The following is a 23,652-nucleotide window of genomic DNA, read 5'->3' as shown; positions in this document are numbered from 1 at the left end:
GCGCCGGCCATTTTTGCAAAACATGTTCTATTGCCATTGCCGGTGATCCGGCACGGGATACCTATGTCTTTTTTTCGCAATGACCGCATTGTGACCACCACCTAACTGATCTACTGATGGAAAACGAAGTTGTTACCTGACAAGAGAATATGCGACCGGCCGCGGACTGGTTGCCCGGGAAGGCCCGGATGTCTATTCAATAAATGAAAATCAAAACAGGTATGGGCATTTTTACAAATGAAAAAAGGGTTTTTCAGCTCCTGTGTATGACCGTGAAACAATTTTTGATTGCCGTACTGGCAACCGGGCTGAGTTACGCGTCCCCGACGTATTCGCAGGAATTACTTAAACAACGTATAACAATCAGCGTTAAGAATGCTTCGCTGAAAACTGTCCTGAAAAACATCGAAGAACAGGGGGACCTTTCTTTTTCCTACCAAAAACAGGTCGTTGCTTCCGACGAGAAGATCAGCCTGGAAGCGAGGAACGAACTGCTGGAAGATCTCTTGAAACGGGTGCTTTTACCCAGGAACATCATTTACCAGGTAGTGAAGAGTAATCAGATTATCCTTTCCAAAGCACCCGAAGACGGAAAGGGGCCGACCGGCGCACTGCCTGAGACCCTGGTTGAACCATTATTGGAGCGACAGATCGCAGGTAAGATCACCGATGAAAAGGGGGAAGGATTGCCAGGGGTAAGTGTGGTATTGAAAGGCACGCAAAAGGGGACTACCTCGGAAGCGGATGGTACCTACCGACTGGCGATTCCGGACAACAATGCGGTGCTGATCTTCTCTTTCGTAGGCTATGTTTCCGAGGAGCGGCAGGTAGGTGCGCAGTCGATCATGAATGTGGTGCTCAAAGTTGATAACAAGGCATTGGAAGAGGTGGTTGTGACCGCCTACGGGCAGAAACAGCGGAAGGAGGCGGTAGTGGGGGCGGTGACGACGATCCGTCCGGGTGAACTGAAAATCCCGGCGAGCAACCTGACGACAGCCATTGCGGGCCGCCTCTCGGGCGTGATCGGGTACCAGCGCAGCGGCGAACCGGGCGTAGACAATGCCACATTTTTTATCCGCGGTATCACCACGTTCGGGTACAACAACTCGCCGTTGATACTGGTCGACAACGTGGAGCTTACGGTTACCGACCTGGCGCGGTTGCAACCCGATGACATTGAAAGCTTTTCGATCCTGAAAGACGCGAGTGCTACGGCCTTGTATGGTGCGCGCGGCGCAAACGGGGTCGTGTACGTGACCACCAAACAGGGGCGTGCAGGTAAGGCGAAGATCAATTTTCGTATGGAGAATTCCGTTTCGATGCCTACCCAGACGGTGGAGCTGGCCGATCCGATTACCTACATGAAATTGTACAACGAGGCACAGCTGACACGCGACCCGCTCGCAGCCATCAAATACTCGCAAAACCAGATCGAAAATACGGGGAAGGGAAACAATCCGTACATCTATCCTTCGACAGACTGGCGTGACGTACTTTTTAAAAAATACACACAGAACCGCCGTGCGAACCTGAGCGTGTCGGGTGGGGGCGAGGTGGCCCAGTACTATGTCGCTACGTCGTTCAGCAACGACAATGGTATGCTGAAAGTCGACAAGATGAATAACTTCAACAACAACGTTAAGCTGAACAGCTATTCGGTGCGGTCTAATGTCAATATCAATCTGAGTCCGCAAACGCAGCTGATCGTGCGGTTGTACGGAAACTTTGACGACTACAACGGCCCGATCGATGGCGGTTCCGGCATTTACCAGAAAGCGCTGAAAACCAGCCCGACGTCGTATCCGGCCTATTACGCGCCCGACAAGGCCAACGAGGCCACGGACCACATCCTTTTCGGAAATTTCGACCTGGGGCAATACCTCAACCCGTATGCCGATATGGTGAAAGGGTACAAGCAGTATTCCAGGTCCAAAATGCTCACGCAGCTTGAACTGGCCCAGAAGCTTGACTTCGTCACCAAAGGGTTAAGCGTACGGGGCCTGGCGAATATCAACCGATCGTCCTATTTCGACGTCACGAGGGCCTATAATCCCTATTTTTATCATGCAGGCTCTTACGATAAACAAACCAATACGTACACGCTGAATTGGTTGAACCAGCAAGCCAGCAATGAATTCTTCGACGAACCTGCGACCGAGTACCTCAATTACAAGCCCGGGGCCAAGAACCTGGAAAGCTTCCTGTATTTGCAGGGAACATTGGATTACTCGCGGGTTTTCAGGGAAGTGCATTCATTGAATGCGACCGTGGTAACCACCTTGCAGCAGATTCTCAAAGATAATTCAAGTGCGGGGCAGGTGCAATCGTTGCAGCAGTCGCTTCCAAGCAGGAACACCGGGGTGTCGGGGCGCTTGTCCTACTCGTTCGATAACCGGTATTTTGCAGAGTTCAACTTTGGCTACAACGGGTCGGAGCGGTTTCACAAGAGCAAGCAATTCGGCTTTTTCCCGACCATCGGCGGGGCATGGGTGATATCGAACGAAAGTTTCTGGAAACCCATGGAGCGTATTGTGAACAAGCTCAAAATCCGCAGCTCTTATGGATTGGTGGGTAACGACGCCATCGGAAGGCCCGACCAGCGCTTTTTCTTTCTTTCCGAAGTTAACCTGAACAACTCGTCGAGGGGGGCATCATTCGGCTTTAACTCAAACATTACCCGCAACGGGGTGTCCATCAGCCGGTATGAAAACAAGGATATTACCTGGGAAACATCCTATCAGACAAACCTGGGGCTGGAATTTTCGATTATGCAAAAACTGAATGTGATTGCGGAAATCTACAAGCAACGCCGGTCCAACATCCTGATGGAAAGGGCGTCGATCCCAAGTACCATGGGACTGGCCGTTACGCCGTCGGCCAACGTGGGTGAAGCGAAATCGAAGGGGTTTGACCTGGCAGTGGATTTCAACCAGAACTTCAAAAACGGTGCCTGGCTGGTAGCAAGAGGTAACCTGACGATGGCCCGCTCGGTTTTCTCTATTTTTGAAGAGCCGGATTACAAAGATCGCTATTTGTCCAGGGTGGGGCAGTCGATCAGCCAGCCCCGCGGATTGATCGCCGAACGACTTTTTATCGATGAAAACGATGTGAAGAATTCGCCCCGCCAGAATTTCGGGGTGTATGGCGCCGGGGATATCAAGTACCGGGATATTAACCGGGACGGGCAGATTACCAATGCGGATTTTGTGGCGATCGGCCATCCCGAAACACCTGAGATTACTTACGGTTTTGGTCTGTCGGCCGGACGCGGGCAGTTTGACCTCTCGGTATTTTTCCAGGGCTTGGGGAGGGAGTCGTTTTTCATCAATCCCGTGGCATCCGCTCCTTTTATAGACTACAATAAAGACAACAACGGGGATAACGAGCTTTTTCCGGCTAAGCTGACCGGTGAGAATGCATTGTTGAAAGCATTTGCGGACAGCCACTGGTCGGAGGAGAACCGTAATGTCTACGCGGTGTGGCCCAGAATGTCGACCGTCGAAAACCAGAACAATTCCCAACGAAGCACCTGGTTCATGCGCGACGGGTCATTTATCCGCCTGAAAACCCTGGAAGCCGGGTACACGGTGAAAGGCCGCGTGCTGGAAAACCTCAAAGTGACCAATTTCAGGGTCTATTTCAATGGAACAAATTTGCTGACTTTCAGCAAGTTCAAGTTGTGGGATCCTGAAATGGGAGGGAATGGCCTGGGCTACCCGGTCCAGAAAGTCTTCAACATTGGTTTGAATATGAATTTCTAAGCTTCATACTATGAAATTACTGTACACCAGTTTTTGCCTCGCGGCCATGCTCGCACTGACCACCGCAGGCTGCCGGAAATACCTCGATATTGTCCCGGACAACGTGGCGACCATCGACAACGCATTCAAAATGCGCGCAGATGCGGAAAAATACCTTTTTACCTGCTACAACAATCTCCCGCAGTTCGGTAACGAAGGGGCTGATCCCGGTTTTCTGACCGGCGACGAATTTGCGACGGTATATCCCGTACTCGGAAATATCAACGGCAGCCTTTACCGGATCGCTAGGGGAGAGCAGAACATCGTTTCACCGATCGCCAATTACTGGGACGGTAAATATTTTCAGGCACTCCGCGAATGCAATATATTTTTGGAAAACATCGACAAGGTTCGCGACCTCACCGATTTTGAGAAGAAAAGATGGGTGGCGGAAGTGAAATTCCTGAAAGCCTATTACCATTATTGTCTGGTCAGGATGTACGGGCCGATCCCGATCATCAAAAACAACCTGCCGATTTCAGCTTCGGCGGAGCAGGTAAAGGTCAAAAGGCAGCACGTCGATTCCGTTTTCAACTACACGGTAAGCCTGATCGACGAGGCGGCTGCGGACCTTCCGGTGATTCTACCCAACGAGTTTTCGGAACTGGGAAGGATTACAAAGCCCATCGCGCTGGCGATCAAAGCCGAAATACTCACCACCGCGGCCAGCCCGCTTTTTAATGGTAACCAGAATTACGCCAATTTCAGGAATAAGGATAACGAGCCGCTGTTCAGCAGCACAGCGAGCCCCGAAAAATGGGAGCATGCGGCCCAGGCCTGCCGGGAGGCGATTACAGCCTGCGAGGCAAACGGACACCGGCTTTATGAGTTCGTGCCCCGTTCGGTCACCACCAAGGTTTCCGATTCGACGCAGCGCCTGATGTCGATCCGTGCGGCGGTGACCGACAAATGGAATGTCGAACTCATCTGGGGAGCTTCCAATTCGACCGGCGGCGGCGGCCGGGGCTTTCAGTCGCTCTCTCAGGCACGGCTAAGCCCCTTTACCGGTACGATTCCCAATGAAAGCATTGGCTCCATGCTTGCACCGCCATTGCACATCGCCGAGATGTTTTACAGCAACAACGGCGTGCCGATAGAGGAAGATAAAACCTACAAATACGGCACCCGCTTCACCGCATTGCGAAAAGCATTGAAAAGCGAACGCTATTACATCAAGGAAGGCTATACGACCGTCCAGCTCAATTTCGACCGCGAGCCGCGCTTTTACGCAGACCTGGGCTTCGACGGAGGCATTTGGTTCGGTCAGGGGAAAAACGACGACGACAATACCTGGGTACTCGAAGGGAAACTGGGGCAAACCGGCGGCAGGCAGGGGGCTTCCCTGTATTCCGTAACCGGATATTGGCCTAAAAAACTGGCTAATTACAATAATACGATCAACGACCCCGCGCAGCAGTACAATGTGGAAGGCTATCCGTTCCCGATCATCCGCCTCGCGGACCTGTACCTGTTGTACGCGGAGGCATTGAATGAGTCGAAAGGGCCATCCGCGGAAGTATACGGTTGGATCGACAAGGTACGGGCCCGGGCAGGTCTGAAAGGGGTCGTGGAGTCGTGGACGAAATACTCCAGCAAGCCTTCCAAGTTCACCGGCAAGGATGGTTTGCGTGAAATTATCCAGCGCGAGCGGCTTATCGAGCTGGTTTTTGAGGGAAAAAGGTTTTGGGACCTCCGCAGATGGCGGGTGGCTGAAAATTACCTGCAAAGATCGGTGAACGGGTGGGATATTGCCCAGCGCGAGGCGGTCAACTACTACCGGGTGAAACCGATTTACACCAGCAGTTTCAGCCTGAAAGACTACTTCTGGCCCATCTCCGAAAACTCTCTCATTGTTAACCCGAACCTTGTTCAAAACCCAGGCTGGTAAACGCTGTCGTCTATGAAAAAGATCAAGATATTATTCGCATTTGCATGGATATCGGCGTGGATTTGCTCCTGCGCCGACACCGACGAGATCCGCAAACCCCTGGGCGCGGATGCGACGAAGCCCGGTGTGGTGACCAACACCTCGGTAGTCAATTTCCCGGGTGGTGCGACAATTACTTACTCGCTCCCCGCCGATGAAGACCTGCAATATGTCATGGCGGAATATGTCATTAATGAAGCCACGAAGCAGGTCAGCGAAGCAAAGGCATCGCATTATACCAACAAACTGACCGTAGAAGGGTTTTCTGCTGCCGGGGACTATGAGGTGAAATTGTATTCTGTCGACAAAAGCGACAACAAATCGGAGCCGGTGATCGTGAAAATCGCACCGCAGGCCCCGCCTGTGCAAACCGTTTTTAACTCGCTGCAACTGGGCGTCGATTTTGGAGGGCTCAATGTCGCATTCAATAACCCGTCGGAGGCCAAGCTGGCGATCGTGGTCATTACCACCGACAACAACGGCGATTTCATTCCCACCGAAACATTGTACACGCAAATGAAAGGCGGCTCATTTGCCGCAAGGGGATTCGATACCCTCAGCAGGAAGTTTGGCGTGTACGTGCGCGACCGCTGGAACAATTACTCCGACACCGTTTTTAAGGAGGTAAAACCATTTTTTGAAAAGAAACTGGATAAAACCCGGTTCCGGGAATACGTGCTACCCACCGATGAGGAGAGCGGTTACGGCTGGCGCATTCCATTTCTCTGGGACGATCTGACGAACGAGCCGGGTTTCCATACCATCCCGCTCTCCGACCGCGATATGCCGATCCACTTCACATTCGACCTGGGCACGACGGCCAAGCTAAGCCGGTTCAGGTTATGGCAACGGCAGGGAGACTGGTTCTACAAACACGGTAACCCGCGTAAATGGACCATGTGGGGCAGCGAAAAGGCCCCTAACCCGGACGGGAGTTTCAATGGCTGGACCAAGCTGATGGATTGTGAGTCGATCAAGCCGTCGGGGAGCCCTTATGGGGTGAATACCGGTGAAGATATTGCTTACATGTCGGCCGGGGAGGAGTTTGTATTCCCGCTTTCGGCGCCGAAGGTCCGTTATATACGGATGCAGATCCACCAGAACTGGTCGGATACCAAGTTTGTCCATTTTACCGAGCTCACTTTCTGGGGTGATACCAAATAATTCTAAACTGACATTTTATGGTTATCAAATATAAAATCACTGGATTGCTGTTGATTGTTTGTGCGCTGGTATCGTGTACCGACTGGGACGATTTCAAAAAATACCAGGCAGGTGGAGAAATCGTATACCCGGGGCGCGGCGATACCATGCTGATCGCGTCGGGAAGGAACAGGACGCAGCTACTGTGGGTCCTGAGCGCCGATCCGCGCGTCACGGCCTATAAATTGTATTGGAACAATAAGGCCGATTCCATGGAAGCCGCCGTCCCGTCCGACCTGATCGGCGACACCGTCCGGATTATGATCAATCCGCTGCCGGAAGGATCGTATAACTTCGAAATGTACTCGCTGGATGCGAAGGGTAACCGCTCGGTGCCGCTGCGTTTCAATGGGAGAACATTCGGAGCAAACTACGAAAACGGGTTGCTGAACCGCACCATCAGCGAAGCGTCTTACGACTCGACGCTCAAAATGCTGAAAGTGAGCTGGAATACCCCCGATACAGTGAATGTCAACACAGAACTTAAATACACATCAACCGATTTGAAAACCAAATCCCTGTTCGTTGGTCCGCAAGTTCAGGAAAGTAAAATTCCCGACTGGAAACCCGGGACGTTGCTGAATTTCCGCTCTTCATTTAAGCCGGATAGCAAAGCCATCGACATTTTTACCGTTACGCGGTACGATACGATGTCGGTGAAGAAGCCGGAATGAGTGGTTGTTTACGGGCCAATGGATGATTTGCAAAAAGCGCCTTGATTTGGGCGCTTTTTGTCATTATCAGTTAATCAACCCCACTTTTTACTACAACAGAAAGCAGTGGTCTTTTACAAACTGCTCGAAACCAATAGCGTTCCGACCGGTAACGCGGGCGACCGCGTCGGACACGGCTGCTGCCTCTTCCCGCGCATAATGCGCATAATCCTCGATCAGGCCGCCTATCTGCCATTCCGGGAATCCGGCTCCGGCGAGGGCCTGCTCCATCTGTGCGGGGGATACGTCGATGAAATTGACCGGTTTGCCAAGAACATGTGACAGTGTTTCAGCGAGTTGATAATGGCTCAGTGCTTCGGGACCGGTGATATCGTAGATTTGATCTTCGTATCCTGGTTCTGTCAACGCAACGGCGGCGATGGCCGCAATATCCCGCACATCGACCAGGCTCACCCGGGCCTGCCCGATCGCCGCGAAAAACTGGCCGTGGTATCTAATTTGTTCTTTAAAGGCCAATAGACCTTGCATGTATAAATTGGGGCGCAGGAAGGTGTACCCAAGGCCTAGCTCCCTGATCCGGTTTTCAACCCGGGCATGGTAGCGCAGGAACCGTACCGGGGATGATTCGTCCGCCGCAAATTGGGAAAGCTTGACAATGTGCCCGACGCCGGCCCTGTGAGCAGCTTCCACGAAACCCATCTGCAACGATTCAGCCTGTTCGGATGAGTTGGTCAAAAGGAAGGCCTTTTCAATACCCGTCAGAGCATGTTCAAAAGTTGTCGGCTCGGCCAGATCGCCTATAATGGCTTCCGCATTGGGCAGCTTATTCAGTTGCCCGGCTTGCTCTGGTGTGCGCACGAGGGCTTTGAAACCGATATTGAGCGATGAAAGCTGTTGAACGAGTTGTGATCCTACCGCGCCTGTTGCGCCGGTGAGAAAGATGCTGGTCTGTTTCATACTGTTGTTTTTTGTACAGCACAAAATTCATGGATCCCGCATCGCTAAAATTGTAAGAAAACGAAAACCGCACCGGTCAGCCGCCGGCTTTGCAGATGTCTTTCTGGAATTGAATGTACCGGCGGGGACTCAGGTTGAGGTAATGGTTGAAGTCGCGGATGAGCTGGCTTTGATCATAATAGCCACAAGTTTCCGCGATTTGAAGCCAATCCACCTTACCGGAAGTGCTTTGCAACAATTGGATGGCTTTCGAAAATTTTTCATAGCGGCCTTTTTCCTTGGCCGTAAACCCGAAGTATTTCTTGTGGTTAAGCTGGGCATTCCGTTCACTTTGCCCCGTTTTCTGCGCCACGGTTTTAATAGGGTTGACAACCGCGTAGTCCGCATTCTCTTCCGTGAAGCTACTGGCCGACAAATGCCTCGGCCGAAGATAAGGCCTGCAAAAATCGAGGATCAGCTTTACCCGCTCCGCTGCCGGTTCATTTTTCAGGCGGAGCCAGAGCGCTGAAAAGCAGTTTTCATCCAGTAGCTCATCGGGATGCGCGGCGATTTGATCGGAAAGGACAGCCAGTCCAAAAAAACGGTAAAAGGCGTCGTCTTTGAAATTGGCCACCAATAAATCGGAGCCTGCCGGCAGCGTGTATTCGATGGGCTGCTTGATGGGCCCCAATACCACACATTCATGCACTTCGAGGCTGTTGCCACAGGATTTGAAACTTACCGAAGGCCCGAAACCGAATACCATAATCGTTTGGAAACTGGGTATCAATACCTTGGTAACATCCAGTGCAGTGGCGTTTTGAGCCATGTAAAAATGCGTGAACACGTCCGTGAATTCACTGGGGACTGTGATGCGCTGCTCTGTATAAATGCTGTTTTCCTGCTCCATTCCCAAAGGGCCCGTTGCCCGAAAGATCCGATAATATACCCGGTGCAGACCGCTTTCACGCAAAAAATCGGAAGAATACTTAGGCTACTTTGTATATACAAACTATATCCACTATACTTGCGAAGCAATTGTGTGAATACTGGTTTTAGTAAAAAATGCTGATTCTGAGTTCTATTTCAGTTGTAGCTAATCGGATAGTTTGTATAAACATATTCTTTGATTAAAAATCTGGCTTATTCCTAAACCTATGCAAAACCGCCTTGTTACCCGAACGTTTGCCGTTCTGCTGTTATCCGTATTGCTTGTTACCTCCGGCTTTGCGCAGCAAAAGACGATCTGGAAGATTGGCGACGCCGACAATTCCCCGTCCGGGATGGCGCTCGCCCCCGACGGATACAAGCGGTTTCTGGAAAATGATTTTGGTTATGAGGATAATTTCTTCCTGGTCGGGCGTTCACAGGCGCAAAAGGACTGGCCTTACGTGCTGCCGGGGCCGGTGAACGGCTGGGGTGGGACCGGCGGGACCTCGGGAATCAGGTCACATTTTCTGACTGTTCTGTTTGATATTAAAAAGAAGCCGGCTTCGGGCAAATGGCGGCTTGTGGTGGATGTACTCGAAACCGATTCCTTGCACGCGCCTCTTCTGAAAGTGCTCGTGAATGGCCAATCCTGGAAATTCAAGCTGAAAAAAGGCTCCGGTTTCAAGAATCCGGATCAGCTGACGGTGAATCCCAAAGAGCAGCTCGTGACAATCGATATTCCAGCCATGCTGATGAAACAGGGGGTTAATGAGGTGATGATGACCACGCTGCAGGGCGGTTGGCTGATGTTCGACCAGGTGAAACTGGAAGGGCCGGCGCAGGTCGCCCTCGCCACACCCGGAAAGGCATTGCTCCGAAATGTAGCAGCGGCCGATTACGAGTTGAATGTGGATGGCGAGGCAATTCAGCCATTATTGATCGACGTTACCCAGCTGGAAGGAGAGCCTTCGGTGGAGGTGAAACTCGATGGGAAGATTATTTTGTCCCAAAAAATAGAGCAGGAGCGCTATGTGTTGGAAGCGCCGATGCCTGCCGTTGGTCAGCCGGGTTCTGCGCTATTTGAGGTTTTTGTGGATAATCAATTGGTTAAATCCGGGAAGGTGAAACGGGATAAGCAAAAACTCAAAACGCCGGCCGGATACGTGAATACCATGCTCGGGGCGGGGCATTCGCGGTGGATGATCGCCCCGGGGCCGTGGATGCCGTTCAGCATGGTCAAGCTCAGTCCGGATAACCAGAACAGCGGCTGGCAGGCGGGATACGACCCTACTTTCGAATCGATCGGAACATTCAGCCACATCCACGAATGGACCATGACCGGCCTGGGCATTTTCCCTACCGCCGGGCCGTTGGAAACGAAAATCGGTGACCAGGCGGACCCGGATAGCGGTTACCGCTCCCGGTTCGATAAGGCTACCGAGCAGGCGCCTTTGGGGTATTACAAGGTAAATCTCACCGACAATAACATTACCGCCGAACTGACCGCGACTACCCGTGGGTCGTTTCAGAAATATACCTGGCAAAAGAGCGAAAAGGGCCGGGTGATGGTGGACCTGCAAATTCCTACCGAATACGGCTACAAAATCAGAAAGGTGAAGATCGACAAGGTGAGTGACAGGCGGATCGAGGGGTATAGCGAGCAACTTTCACGCAATGTCTGGTCGGGAGGGATCGACCAGCAGTACACGGTCCATTTTGTGATCGAAACGGATCAACCTGTCGTGAACTACGGCACGTGGCTGAACGACGAAGTACGGCTGAAAACCAACCTCGCCGCAGACAGTGCCCGGAATGCGGGGTTGTTTCTGGAATTTGATACAAAAGCGAACAAGGTCGTGCAGGTACGCACGGGTATTTCGTACGTGAGTGTGGGGAATGCGTCACTGAACCTGAAAGCCGAAATTTCAGACCCGTTTGGCTGGGATTTTGAAAAGGTGAGGGTGAATCAGGAAAATGTCTGGAATGCGTTGCTGGGGCGGGTGGCGATTTCCAGCAACGACAAGCGGGAAAAGGAGCGTTTTTACACGAATATGTACCGCTCGCTGAGCAGGAACGCATTCAGCGACGTGGACGGCAGCTGGCGGGATGCAGACGAGAATGTCAACAAATTTCAGGATAAAGACGATATAGCGCTGGGATGCGACGCATTCTGGAATACTTTCTGGAATCTCAACCAGTTCTGGAACCTGGTGACACCGGAGTGGTCGAACCGCTGGGTTAGATCCCAGCTTGCGATGTACGACCGCGGCGGCTGGCTGGCAAAAGGCCCTGCCGGGATGGAGTATATTCCCGTGATGGTGGCCGAGCACGAGGTGCCGCTCATTGTCGGTGCCTACCAGATGGGCATTCGCGGCTTCGATGTCGACAAAGCCTATGAGGCTGTCCGGAAAATGCAAACTGTTCCTGCCGCGGCCGTGGGCGGTGGCAGGGCCGGCAACGAAGATTTACTGACCTATCTGAAACACCATTACGTACCGTACGACCAGGGACGCTTTTCCAACACACTGGAATACAGCTTTGATGACTATTCGGTTTCTCAATTCGCGAAAGCACTGCATAAAAAAGACGATTACAAGGCATTCGGAGAACGGGCCAATTGGTGGAAAAATGTCATCGATCCCGCTACCGGATTTGCGCGCATGAAGGATTCGACCGGGCACTGGCTCGCGGATTTTGATCCTTTTAAATCCGGCGCCAACCATCATTATGTGGAAGGAAATGCCTGGCAGCTCACTTTTTTTGTTCCGCAGGACGTCCCCGGGCTCGCGAAAGCCATCGGAGAAGATGAGTTTGTCGAAAGGCTCGACTGGGGTTTTAAGGAAAGTGTCAACTGGCGCTACAATGGTCCAAACGATCAGTACTGGGATTATCCCGTGGTGCAGGGCAACCAGCAGTCGATGCATTTCGCCTTTTTGTTCAATTGGGTCAAAAGGCCCTGGCTGACCCAGAAATGGAGCCGTTCAGTGCTGGACAGGTACTACGGGCACGAAGTCTCGAATGCCTATCTGGGCGACGAGGATCAAGGGCAAATGAGTGCCTGGTTTGTGATGGCCGCACTGGGCCTTTTCCAAACCGACGGGGGCACGCGCGTAGACCCGATCTACGAGGTGGGCAGCCCGATGTTTGAAAAAGCGGTCATTGACCTTGGGGAGCAGTTTGGAAGGGGCAAAACATTTACGATTGAGGCTAAAAACACCTCGCGCAAGAACGTGTATGTCCAGCGCGCAACCCTCAACGGTCAGCCGCTGAACAGTTTCTGGTTCAAGGCTTCCGACCTGCTCAAAGGCGGATCGCTCGTACTCGAAATGGGGCCTGAACCCAATATGAACTGGGGTAATGAAAGGCTTCCTTCCAACGAGTGACGAGCGAATGGCGGAGTGTATTACCTGTGCGCGACAAAGATAGGCAGGTTCAGATTGCGGATCAGCGGATCGGCGGTGCTGGGTGTAAGCATGTTTGAAAATGTGCTGCGCCCGTAGGAACCCATGACCACCAGCGATTTTTTTCTGTTCATCAAAAAGGCGAAAAGTTCCGAATTAGCGCGGCCGTAGAGTTTCTTGAAGTGCGCGTTCGAGTAGTGTGAGCTCACGAGCCGGGCCAGTTTTCCGTCGTGGGCATCTTCCTGTACCTCGTCGCTGATCACCTGCACGATAGTCAACCGGGTGTCTCCCAATTCCGGCAAAAGGTAGGAGAACTGTTTGATCGCGTGTGCCGCGGCTGCATTGCCGTCGTAGGCAAATACGATTTCGTCTACCCCTTCGAAATGGTCGGGTGCTATCATCACCGGGCACTCGGCAGCGCACAGTACCTCTTTCAAAAAGGAACTTGGCCTTTTCCCGTCCGAGGGCTCGAATGCCAGGTCGCTGCCGATGATCATCAGATCTGCATACCGGCTTTCCGCCAGTATCTCTTCCAGCGGCTCATGCGGGTTTGTATGTACGCTCACGTGTACGCCCTGCCGCTCGCACATCGTGCGGAAAGTACTTTCATTTTCATGGAGCAACTCCTGCATTTTCCTGAAATCGGGGAGTTCCTGCAATGCCAGCGCTTCTTCAAAGGGCGTTCCGGACGCTATTTTCAATTCGGAAAGCGCTTCGGAAGGTACATTTTGCATGAAGATGCCGGTTAACCGGGATTGAGTCAGGGACGCCACATAGCATGCAAACTGGACGTGATGGGTATTGAGGTGACCGGCATCGATCACAAGGCGAATGTTTTTCATAGTAATCTGCTATTTAGATGGATTCCAGGACACGTGTTTTCATTGAACCGGTTTCGGCCAGGTTGGTGTGCAGCCGGAATGCTTCTTCCAGCAGGTGTGGCGTATGGCCGCCGCGCCGGCGGGCGCGTTCAAAATATCCGGTGAGTTCCCCGTGGTAATCCGGGTGTACGCAATGTTCAAGAATGGTTTCGGCCTTCTGCCGGGGCGATAGTCCCCTCAAATCCGCCAGACCCCGTTCGGTCACAATCACATCCACATCGTGTTCGGAATGGTCCACGTGGGTCACCATCGGTACTATACGCGATATTTTGCCGCCCTTGGTCACGGATTCTGTTACAAAAATGCTCAGGTAGCTGTTTTGGGCGAAGTCCGCGGAGCCGCCAATGCCGTTGACAATCTGGCTGCCGGCAATGTGCGAGGAGTTGACATTGCCGTAAATGTCGCATTCAAGGGCGGTATTAATGGCGATAATGCCCAGCCGCTGGATGACCTCCGCGGCATTGGTAATGTCCTGCGGCCGAAGCACGATCTTGTGCCGGTAGCTCTCGAAATCGCCGAAAACACGTTGGTAGCATTCAGCCGATAATGTCATGGAGCTGCCCGATGCGAAATCCATTTTGCCACTGTCCATCAACCGGAAAGTACTGTCCTGCAAGACTTCGGAATACATGGTCAGGTGCTGAAAGTCTCCATGCGCCAGCCCGCCCAGTACGGCGTCCGCAATTTTTCCGATCCCGGCCTGAATGGGCCTGAGGGCAGGGGTAAGCCGGCCTACCGCAATTTCGCGTTGAAAGAATTGCAGCAGATGCCCGGCGATGGCTTCGGCCGCCGGGTTGCCAGCCGCGGTTTCGGCCGGGCTGTCCTTCCGGTCGGTGAATACGATTGCGGCAATTTTCTGCGGATCACAGGCAATAGCGTCCTGGCCAATGCGTTGCCAGACATCGGTTATCGGCAGTATAGCACGACCGGTCGGATCTTCGGGGAGAAATACATCGTGAATGCCGCGTATTTCGACCGGGACAGCTTTGTTGATCTCGACAATCACCTGTTTGGCCTGCTGCACGAAAATCGCCGAATTGCCTACCGAGGTGGTTGGTACGATGCTGCCGTCGGCTTCGATGGATGCCGCTTCGACGATCGCGATGTCGATAGGAGGCAGGAAGCCGTTGCGGATATGGGCTGCGGTTTCGCTCAGGTTTTCATCGATGTAGGATAGTTTACCTTCGTTAATGATTGTTCGCATAACGGGATCCGACTGGAAGGGTAGTCGCATGGCGATTGCACCGGCGGTGGCCAATGCGCCATCGGTCCCTTGTCCGAGTGAAGCCCCGGTCATGAGCGTGATCCGGGTATGGTCGCATTCTGCTTTTTCGGCCAATGCGGCCAGCACGGCCTTGCTGTCGCCCGAGCGCGTAAACCCGCTGGCGCCCACCACCATGCCGTCGTGGATGAGCGTGGCTGCCTGCCGGGCCGGCATTATCCTGGAAGTCAGGAATGTATGTTTGATTCTGGATGTGTCGTTCATGGCATTCGCTTTGGAAGTTGACGGATTCAAACCTGTTTCGTTCAATGATGTGATCATTGGAATCGAATGCAAGTTATAGACGGCCCGGGCGGTTAAAGATGACTAATAGTGCTTCAAAGACTGACTTTGGTCAGTTCTGCGGGCCTGCGTTGCGCGTGCCCGACAGGTTGCATCAATGGGCATCTGAGGCTCTGTGACCAATGTCACAAACAGGAAGTTGGTAAATGCTTAACTTAGCTTTTTTTAAATCAACAACTAATGGGCATTACGATACAGCATTCCGGGGTACAGCAGCTGCTGGAATTACATTTCGGACAGTTTGAGCCGGATTTAATCAGCAAACTCGCGGAACATTGCGTGATCCGCGATTTCGAAGCGAACCAGCAGCTTATGCGGCCGGGGCAGTACTTCAAGTCGACGATGCTGATCGTTGAAGGCGGAGTGAAAATATACCGCGAAGATCAGGAGGGGAATGAGTTTTTTATGTACCAGCTCGGTCCGGGGGATGCGTGTGCGCTGTCGATGATCTGCGCGACACGGAAGGAACAGAGCCAGATTTCCGCCAAAGCCATTGAGCCCACCAAAGCTTTGCTCGTTCCGATCGCATTGATGGACGAGTTGATGACGGGTTATAAAACATGGTATTATTTTGTACTGGAAACCTATCGTTCCAGGTTCGAGGAATTGCTGGAAGTGGTGGATAGCATTGCTTTCAAGAGCATGGACGAACGCATTGAATTCTATCTCAAAAATCAACGCAAGCTTTCCCACAACGACGAACTGGCGCTGACCCACCAGCAAATCGCGACGGATATGAACTCTTCGCGGGAGGTGGTATCAAGGCTGCTGAAAAAAATGGAACAGCGTGGGATGGTGCGACTGGGCCGGAATACGATTACCATCCTTTTTTAAACAACTTTTCCCGCTGTGTAACATTTGTCACAAACCTGCCGGCATCCGTATTGCAACTTTGTACTCAGTTAGTACAAAAAGCATATGGAAACCATTGGTTATATCGCGTCGGTGTTCATCGGCATTTCTTTGGGGCTCGTCGGTGGGGGAGGATCGATCCTGACCGTGCCCGTATTGGTATACATTTTCGGAATCAGCCCGGTCGTATCCACTTCGTATTCGTTGTTTATTGTCGGTTCGACCAGCCTTGTAGGCGCGTACGGCAATTACCGCCGCGGATTGGTCAATGTCAAAACGGCATTGTTCTTCGGGCTGAGCTCGATGGTAACCGTCTATCTGACCCGGAAGCTTCTGGTGCCCGTAATCCCTCATAATCTGTTCCGGATCGGCCATTTCCACGTAACCGAACCACTGCTGACAATGGCTCTGTTCGCCGTGCTGATGCTCGTGGCGTCCGTGGGAATGATCAGCGGCAGGCAAAGCCAACCCGGCTGCCTGGAATGTGACATGGGGCGGAATATGGTAAAACTGGGGCTCAGTGCGGTCGGAATCGGTCTTACAACGGGACTCTTGGGTGCGGGCGGCGGATTTTTACTTATTCCTACGCTGGTGCTCGTGCTGGGTATGCCCATGCGCGAGGCCGTAGGCACCTCCCTGTTGATCATCGCGCTGAATTCGCTGGTCGGCTTTGCAGGGGACCTGGGACATTTCGAAATCGACTGGTATTTTCTGCTGACGATAACCCTCGTCGCCGTGGCGGGCATCTTCATAGGCGGGCTCCTTGCGCGAAAGCTGGATAGCGGCCAATTGAAAAAGAGCTTCGGCTGGTTCGTGCTCGCCATGGGATGCTTCATCCTCTTCAAAGAGTTTTTCCTCTAACCAACTCCTCAAATGACCTGTGTGACAAAGGTCACTGACAATGGCCGGCCGCCCGGCGAACTTTGTCATATGGTTCTCCTACCTATCACTCAAAACAGTTAACAGAACAATGAAACTCGAACAAATTTATACCGGCTGCCTGGCACAGGGCGCCTACTATATCGAAAGCGAAGGCGAGGCGGCTGTCATCGACCCGCTTCGGGAGACTGGCCCTTACCTGGCCCGCGCAGAAAAAAATGGTGCGAAAATCAAGTATGTATTGGAAACCCATTTTCACGCCGACTTTGTCAGCGGGCATATAGACCTGGCGGAAAAGACCGGTGCGACGATCGTTTACGGTCCTACCGCAAATCCAGGCTTCCAGGCGCATATTGCGCAGGACCGTGAGGTGCTCAGGCTGGGCAAGATCACCATCGAAGTTATCCATACCCCGGGGCACACGTTGGAAAGTACGTGTTACCTGGTGTCGGACGAAAATGGCCGTCAGGTGGGCCTCTTTACCGGCGACACGCTCTTTATCGGCGACGTCGGCCGTCCCGACCTTGCGCAGAAAGTCGTGCAGGATCTGACCCAGGACAAATTGGCCGGCATGCTTTACGACTCGCTCCACGAGAAAATCCTGCCGTTGTCCGATGACCTCATCGTATACCCCGCCCACGGGGCAGGTTCGGCTTGCGGCAAGCATATGAGCAAGGAAACCACGGATAGTCTGGGGCATCAGAAGGCCACGAACTACGCTTTGCAGCCGATGGACAAGCAGACATTTATCCAAAAGGTGACGGACGGCCTGACGCCACCACCTGCATATTTCCCGGCCAACGTGATGATGAATATCCAGGGCTACGAAAGCATCGATGAGGTGCTGAACCGCGGGATGCAAGCCTTGTCGGCCGATGCATTCGAGGTGGCAGCCAACGAAACGGGCGCGCTGATCCTGGACACCCGTGCGGCACAGGTATTTGCCAAAGGCTTTATTCCTAATTCGGTCAATATCGGCATTGACGGCAGTTTTGCTCCCTGGGTAGGCGCGCTGATAGAAGATATCCGGCAGCCGATCCTGCTGGTAACCGACCCCGACCGGGAAGAAGAGGTGGTGACGCGGCTGGCACGGGTAGGCTACGACAATGCCATCGGGCATTTGGCCGGAGGTTTTCAGGCCTGGGTGGATGCCGGAAAGGAAATAGACAGTATTCCGTCGGTGGAGGCCAGCGAAATACCAGCCCTTTTGGAAAGTAATCCGGGTTGGCAGATACTGGATGTAAGAAAGCACAGCGAGTACCTGGCCGAGCATGTGGAGGGGGCCGAAAATCTGCCGCTGGATTACCTGAACGAGCATCTGAGCGAAATCGACAGTAATATAACCTACCTGGTGCATTGTGCCGGAGGTTACCGGTCGATGATCTTCAACTCGATCCTTCGGGCGCGTGGTTACCATAACCTGATCGATGTGGCAGGCGGATTTAAAGCGATCAGCGAATCGGGGCGCCTGAAAACCACGGATTATGTATGCCCGACCACGCAGGAGGCGATGGCGGCGTCGGCCGACGGGGAGGTATTACAATCATTAAACAAGGGAACGAAATAGAATGCTGGAAGTAATCAAACAACCCTGGCCGTGGTATGTGGCCGGTCCGCTGATCGGCCTCACGGTACCCGCCCTGCTGATTTTAGGCAACAAACACTTCGGGATTTCGGCCAATCTGCGACATATCTGCGCGAGCTGCTTTCCGGCAAATGTGCCCTTCTTTCAATATGATTACAAAAGGGAGGTCTGGAACCTGTTCTTCGTAGCAGGTATCGTTATCGGCGGAGCGCTGGCAGCTTATTTTTTGGCGAACCCCGCAGCGATTCAGGTGGATCCGCGGCTGGCGGAAGAATTGGCGGGTTACGGCATCAACGATTTCTCGGGAATGGTACCCGCGCAGCTCTATTCGTGGAACAGCCTGCTGACCTTCCGCGGACTGATCATGATGGTGGGGGGCGGCTTTCTGGTCGGCTTTGGTTCGCGCTATGCGGGCGGGTGCGCCAGCGGGCATTCGATTATGGGGCTCAGTACCCTGCAATGGCCTTCGCTGGTAGCGACAATCTGCTTTATGGCCGGAGGCTTTCTGATGGCCAACTTTATTTTACCAATCATTTTAAACAGCTAATTCATGCAGTCTCCCCTGATTGAAAGTACTGCCGGCTTCGAAGCCCGTTCGCAGGACACGATCTGTATCAACGAATCGCATTTACAACATAAATGGTACCACAATTTTAAATACCTGGCTGTCGGCGTACTGTTCGGCATCGGCTTCGTCAAGGCGGAGGTAATCAGCTGGTTTCGTATCCAGGAAATGTTCCGGTTACAATCGTTTCATATGTATGGCATTATCGGGTCTGCGGTCATGACCGGGCTGATATCCGTTTGGCTCATCAAACGATTTGGCATTAAAACCCTGTACGGGGAGCCGATTACCTTCACGCCTAAAAAATTCAACAAAGGACAAGTGTACGGCGGGCTCCTGTTCGGGCTGGGCTGGGGACTTACCGGGGCCTGTCCCGGGCCATTATTTGCGCAGATCGGGACAGGGGCCACCGTTGTGGCAGTAGTGCTGGCAAGCGCAGTGGCCGGTACCTGGGTTTACGGCCGCTTTCGCAACTCGTTGCCGCATTGACAGCCCGGGAATAATCACTTAATTTACCCGAACAAACCATGCGTAGCTATGAGAGCTTTGATTATCGGCGCTACCGGCGCAACGGGTAAAGACCTGGTAGACATTTTACTGCGGGATCCGGACTATACGGATGTGGTCATATTTGTGCGCCGTGCAAGCGGTGTCGTGCATCCTAAGTTGACTGAAATCCTGACTGATTTTGAGAAAATGGAGCCCATAGAAGGGCAAATCAAGGGGGATGTCTGGTTTTCTTGCCTCGGGACTACTTTGAAAACCGCAGGTTCCAAGGATAAGCAGTGGCATATCGACTATGAAATCCCCCTCGAATTCGCCCGGGTCGCGAGGCGGAATGGCGTAGCGCAGGCCGTCCTGTTATCTGCATACGGCGCGTCCCCGCGTAGCAATGTATTCTATTCCAAAATGAAAGGTGAACTGGAAGAAAAGATCAAAGGGCTGGTATTCGAAAAGCTGATTATTTTCAAGCCGGGCCTGTTGCTCAGGAAAGACACCGACCGTCTGGGCGAACGGATCAGCGCATCAGCGATACGCCTTTTGAACAGGCTGGGTATCATGAAGAAGTTCCGTCCCATGCCGACTGAGATACTGGCAGAAAAACTTGCCAAAGTGCACAAGGTTTGCTCGAACGGTACGCATGTGATCGAGCTGGATGGGATTTTTGAAGTCTAGCCGTCAAATAACTCGCCCGGGAATTATTTCATCAAAATATTATATTTTTTCAACACAAAACAACAGAATTTATAGTAATGAAAGTGGTATAATCTCATAACAAAATTTGGTTATTTTCTCTACGGGCATATATTTGTTTTTAGTAACTAAAAATAACCAAACCTAACTTGTTATGAGAAGAATTTTTCCACTAATGCTTCTGGCATGGCTGGCTTGCTGGCTACCTGCGGCAGCACAGGGCGTGAGGATTACCGGAAAGGTAACCACCAGTGATGACGCTTCACCCTTGCCGGGCGCTTCGGTGCAACTTAAAGGCACCGCCGTCGGCACCCAAACGGATGCGGAAGGAGTTTACGCGATCGACGTGCCGTCGTCCAACTCCGTGCTGGTGTTCAGCTTTGTGGGGATGGTGGCGCAGGAAATAACCGTGACCAACCAGAGTACCATCGATGTCAAACTTTCAAGCGATGTCCGGAGCCTCAGCGAGGTCGTTGTGACGGGCTACGGCTCGCAGATCAAGCGGGATGTGACGGGCAATATCGCCCAGGTGAAGGGTACAGAGATCCAGAATATGCCCGTGGCGAGCGTGGATGCGGCTATTCAGGGAAGGGCGGCAGGGGTGTATGTCAATAGCGGGACGGGCAAACTCGGGCAGGCGATCAACGTGCGCGTGCGGGGCAATTCTTCCATCAGCGCGAGCAGCCAGCCGTTGTATGTGGTCGACGGGATGCCGGTTACGACGGCCGATCTGAGCAATAACGGCGGTTCCACCAACCCGTTGTCGGACATCAACTCCAACGACATCGAATCCATCGAAATCCTCAAAGATGCGTCTGCCGGGGCTATTTACGGTTCCCGCGCGGCCAACGGGGTGGTTTTGATCACAACCAAGCGCGGCAAGGCCGGGAAAACCAACGTCAGCCTGAACTACCAGCTCGGTTCTTCGGAAGCGACGCGGCGTGTGAAATTCCTTGATGCGGAACAATACGTGAAGTTCTATACGATGGCGGCAGCCAACCGCGACCGTATAGACGGTACCGATACCCAGGATCCCGATTCCTACACCCAATATATGCTAGGGCCAGGTGGTTTTCTGGAGTATTATAGCCTGGGTACCTACAATACGCCCCAGCAGCAGAACTATTCCTGGCAGGACCAGGCATTCCGGAAAGGCCCGATGCAGCAGCTCGACCTGCAAGTCAACGGAGGGAGCGAGAAAACGAAGTTCTTCCTTTCAGGACAATACCTGAATCAGACAGGGACACTGGTAGGGAACAAGCTCGAACGCATTTCCGGTCGTATGAACCTTGACCATCAGGCTTATAAATGGTTGCAGATAGGGTTGTCGATGGGGCTCGCGCGCACGGTGAACCGCCGTTTGCCGGGTGACAATGCATTCTCGAACCCGCTTCAAATGGCTGCATTGACGCCACTGACCCCGTTCACTGATCCCAAAACGGGCCTGCCCACCGGAACACCTCCCGGCGACGTGAATGTGCCGCTCTATTTCAACCCGATGATCTCGATCAACTATGCGAAATTTGAAGCGACTTCGTTCCGTAACCTGACCAACGCTTACGCGCAGGTCAATATCCTGCCCGAGCTGAAATTCCGCAGCGAACTGGGAATCGACCTTTTGAACCAGAATGAAGAAGGTTACTACCAAAGCCAGAACGTGCGGAATGTGAGCACGGCCAGCAGTGGGTTGGGTAACAACTATGCGACATTTGTTACCAACTACAATACCAACAATTTCTTCTCCTATGACAAAACGCTCGGGCTGCACGGCATCGGCGCTACATTGGGGATGTCCTACCAGCAATCACAGCGGAAGCTGAGCTTCGTGGAAGGCACGCAGTTCCCGTCCGATTCCTACAAAAAGATCGCCAGCGCGGCTACCAAATCGGATGGAAGCACTTCGGAAACCAATTTCCGTTTCTTGTCCTATTTCCTGCGGATGAACTACAAGTTTGCGGATAAATACCTGTTATCGGCGAGCGCGCGTATCGATGGTTCGTCGCGTTTCGGGGCCAATTCGCGTTATGGTTTCTTCCCGTCGGCTTCATTGGGCTGGGTGCTTACCGAGGAAGGTTTTCTCAAAAACAACAATGTGCTCAGCTTCCTGAAACTGCGCGGCAGCTATGGGGCGACCGGTAACTCGGAGATCGGTGATTTCCCGCAACTGGGGCTTTTTGCCGGAGATGCCGGCTATGCAGGGGCCGCCGGGCAGCGCCCGTCCCAGATCGGTAACCCTAACCTGAAATGGGAGACTACCCGCCAGGCTGACTTCGGCGTCGATTTCGGCTTGTTCAATAACCGGATCAATGGGGAGATAGATTATTATGTCAAAAAGACAAATGGACTTCTGCTCGAAGTGAACGTACCGGCTACTTCGGGCTTCTCGGTTCAATATGCCAACGTGGGTAAGCTGGAAAACAAAGGGTTTGAATTTGTATTGAATACCCAAAACACCGTGGGCGCATTCCGCTGGACTACCTCGCTGAACGTGGCCAACAACAAGAACAAAGTGACCGACATACAGGGCCAGGTGATTGAAGGCGGTATCCGCAGCATGAGCCGTGTGATGGAAGGCCAGCCGGTGGGTGTGTTTTACACGGTCGAATACGCCGGCGTGGATCGTGCGAATGGTAATGCATTGTTTTACAAAAACACCCCGAACCCCGATGGGACAGTCGACCGGTCTACCGTAACAAACAACGGCTACAATAGCGCGCAGCGCGTAGTCGCAGGAAACCCGAACCCCAAGTTTGTGGGGGGGATCACCAACACGTTTTCCTACAAAGGGATCGATTTGAGCGTCTTTTTCAACGGGGTCTCCGGCAATAAGATCAACTTCTATGGGGTAGGACAGTACTCGTCGGCCAACGGGATCTACGAAGACAACCAGACTGCCGACCAATTGAATGCCTGGACGCCCGAAAACCCGGATACTGACGTTCCCGAAGCCCGTTTCTACCGCGGCAATGGCAATCAGGCATCCTCGCGCTACATTTTCAACGGATCGTATCTCCGGTTGCGTTCGATGACTTTGGGCTATAACCTGCCAGCGGAACTGGTACGCCGCATGAAGATGGAAAAGGTGAGGGTGTATGTTTCGGCACTCAACCTGGCGACTTTCACCAAATACAAGGGATGGGACCCCGAGGTCAATACGGACGACCTGAGTGAGAAGGACAGCAAGTTCGCACTGGGTAATGACTTTTACACCGCTCCACAGCCGAGGACATTGCTGGTGGGTATCAATGTCGGATTTTAATA

16 protein-coding genes are annotated in these 23,652 nt (G+C 52.8%); 12 read left to right on the top strand and 4 right to left on the bottom strand.

Annotation, left to right across the window (positions count from 1 at the left end; genetic code table 11):
* The first annotated feature begins 203 nt into the window (after positions 1–203).
* Genes J7619_RS30180 through J7619_RS30165 form a run of 4 tightly spaced genes read left to right on the top strand, consistent with a single transcriptional unit; the run spans position 204 to position 7,604 of the window.
* On the top strand, positions 204–3,761 hold the full coding sequence (locus J7619_RS30180; RefSeq protein WP_291208055.1) for a TonB-dependent receptor: 3,558 nt from the start codon (positions 204–206) through the stop codon (positions 3,759–3,761).
* Between the two features lie 10 nt (positions 3,762–3,771).
* Complete coding sequence (locus tag J7619_RS30175) at positions 3,772–5,688, top strand: RagB/SusD family nutrient uptake outer membrane protein (RefSeq protein WP_291208053.1); 1,917 nt, start codon at positions 3,772–3,774, stop codon at positions 5,686–5,688.
* Positions 5,689–5,700: 12 nt separating this feature from the next.
* Positions 5,701–6,891 carry a DUF5000 domain-containing lipoprotein gene (locus tag J7619_RS30170; RefSeq protein WP_291208050.1) on the top strand — a complete coding sequence of 397 codons (1,191 nt, stop codon included), beginning with the start codon at positions 5,701–5,703 and terminating at the stop codon, positions 6,889–6,891.
* A 17-nt stretch (positions 6,892–6,908) separates the two neighbouring features.
* Positions 6,909–7,604, top strand: a complete 696-nt coding sequence (locus J7619_RS30165; RefSeq protein WP_291208048.1) for a DUF4998 domain-containing protein — start codon at positions 6,909–6,911, stop codon at positions 7,602–7,604.
* Positions 7,605–7,694: 90 nt separating this feature from the next.
* Here J7619_RS30165 and J7619_RS30160 read toward each other — a convergent pair whose 3' ends face one another.
* Positions 7,695–8,561, bottom strand: a complete 867-nt coding sequence (locus J7619_RS30160; RefSeq protein WP_291208046.1) for an SDR family oxidoreductase — start codon at positions 8,559–8,561, stop codon at positions 7,695–7,697.
* Positions 8,562–8,637: 76 nt separating this feature from the next.
* A complete protein-coding gene (locus tag J7619_RS30155) occupies positions 8,638–9,450 on the bottom strand; it encodes an AraC family transcriptional regulator (protein ID WP_291208044.1) in 813 nt (270 codons plus the stop codon).
* Positions 9,451–9,697: 247 nt separating this feature from the next.
* On the opposite strand from J7619_RS30155, the gene J7619_RS30150 reads away from it, so the two are divergent.
* Positions 9,698–12,853, top strand: a complete 3,156-nt coding sequence (locus J7619_RS30150; protein WP_291208042.1) for a GH92 family glycosyl hydrolase — start codon at positions 9,698–9,700, stop codon at positions 12,851–12,853.
* A 20-nt stretch (positions 12,854–12,873) separates the two neighbouring features.
* Here the strand turns inward: J7619_RS30150 and J7619_RS30145 are convergent, their stop codons facing one another.
* Both J7619_RS30145 and J7619_RS30140 read right to left on the bottom strand, forming a co-directional pair.
* On the bottom strand, positions 12,874–13,713 hold the full coding sequence (locus J7619_RS30145) for a universal stress protein (RefSeq protein ID WP_291208040.1): 840 nt from the start codon (positions 13,711–13,713) through the stop codon (positions 12,874–12,876).
* Between the two features lie 13 nt (positions 13,714–13,726).
* Positions 13,727–15,295 (bottom strand): succinate CoA transferase, encoded by a 1,569-nt coding sequence (locus J7619_RS30140; protein ID WP_291208038.1) that lies wholly within the window; start codon positions 15,293–15,295, stop codon positions 13,727–13,729.
* A gap of 201 nt (positions 15,296–15,496) precedes the next feature.
* On the opposite strand from J7619_RS30140, the gene J7619_RS30135 reads away from it, so the two are divergent.
* From J7619_RS30135 to J7619_RS30105, 7 genes are all read left to right on the top strand, one after another.
* The gene (locus J7619_RS30135; protein WP_291208036.1) at positions 15,497–16,150 is read left to right on the top strand and encodes a Crp/Fnr family transcriptional regulator; all 654 of its coding nucleotides are present in this window, start codon (positions 15,497–15,499) and stop codon (positions 16,148–16,150) included.
* 84 nt (positions 16,151–16,234) lie between these two features.
* Positions 16,235–17,029: a sulfite exporter TauE/SafE family protein gene (locus J7619_RS30130; protein ID WP_291208034.1), complete on the top strand. Its 795-nt coding sequence runs from the start codon at positions 16,235–16,237 to the stop codon at positions 17,027–17,029.
* 109 nt (positions 17,030–17,138) lie between these two features.
* On the top strand, positions 17,139–18,614 hold the full coding sequence (locus J7619_RS30125) for a rhodanese-like domain-containing protein (protein WP_291208032.1): 1,476 nt from the start codon (positions 17,139–17,141) through the stop codon (positions 18,612–18,614).
* A 1-nt stretch (position 18,615) separates the two neighbouring features.
* A complete protein-coding gene (locus J7619_RS30120; protein WP_291208030.1) occupies positions 18,616–19,179 on the top strand; it encodes a YeeE/YedE family protein in 564 nt (187 codons plus the stop codon).
* Positions 19,180–19,182: 3 nt separating this feature from the next.
* Positions 19,183–19,686, top strand: coding sequence for a DUF6691 family protein (locus J7619_RS30115; RefSeq protein WP_291208028.1), 504 nt, complete (start codon positions 19,183–19,185; stop codon positions 19,684–19,686).
* A 48-nt stretch (positions 19,687–19,734) separates the two neighbouring features.
* Positions 19,735–20,373: an NAD(P)H-binding protein gene (locus J7619_RS30110; RefSeq protein WP_291208026.1), complete on the top strand. Its 639-nt coding sequence runs from the start codon at positions 19,735–19,737 to the stop codon at positions 20,371–20,373.
* Positions 20,374–20,545: 172 nt separating this feature from the next.
* Complete coding sequence (locus J7619_RS30105) at positions 20,546–23,650, top strand: TonB-dependent receptor (protein WP_291208024.1); 3,105 nt, start codon at positions 20,546–20,548, stop codon at positions 23,648–23,650.
* Positions 23,651–23,652: the final 2 nt, after the last annotated feature.

This window comes from Dyadobacter sp. (assembly GCF_017744695.1).
Classification (GTDB): domain Bacteria; phylum Bacteroidota; class Bacteroidia; order Cytophagales; family Spirosomataceae; genus Dyadobacter.
The sequence above is the reverse complement of the archived record's forward strand: the minus strand, read 5'-3'. Positions and strand labels throughout refer to the sequence as shown.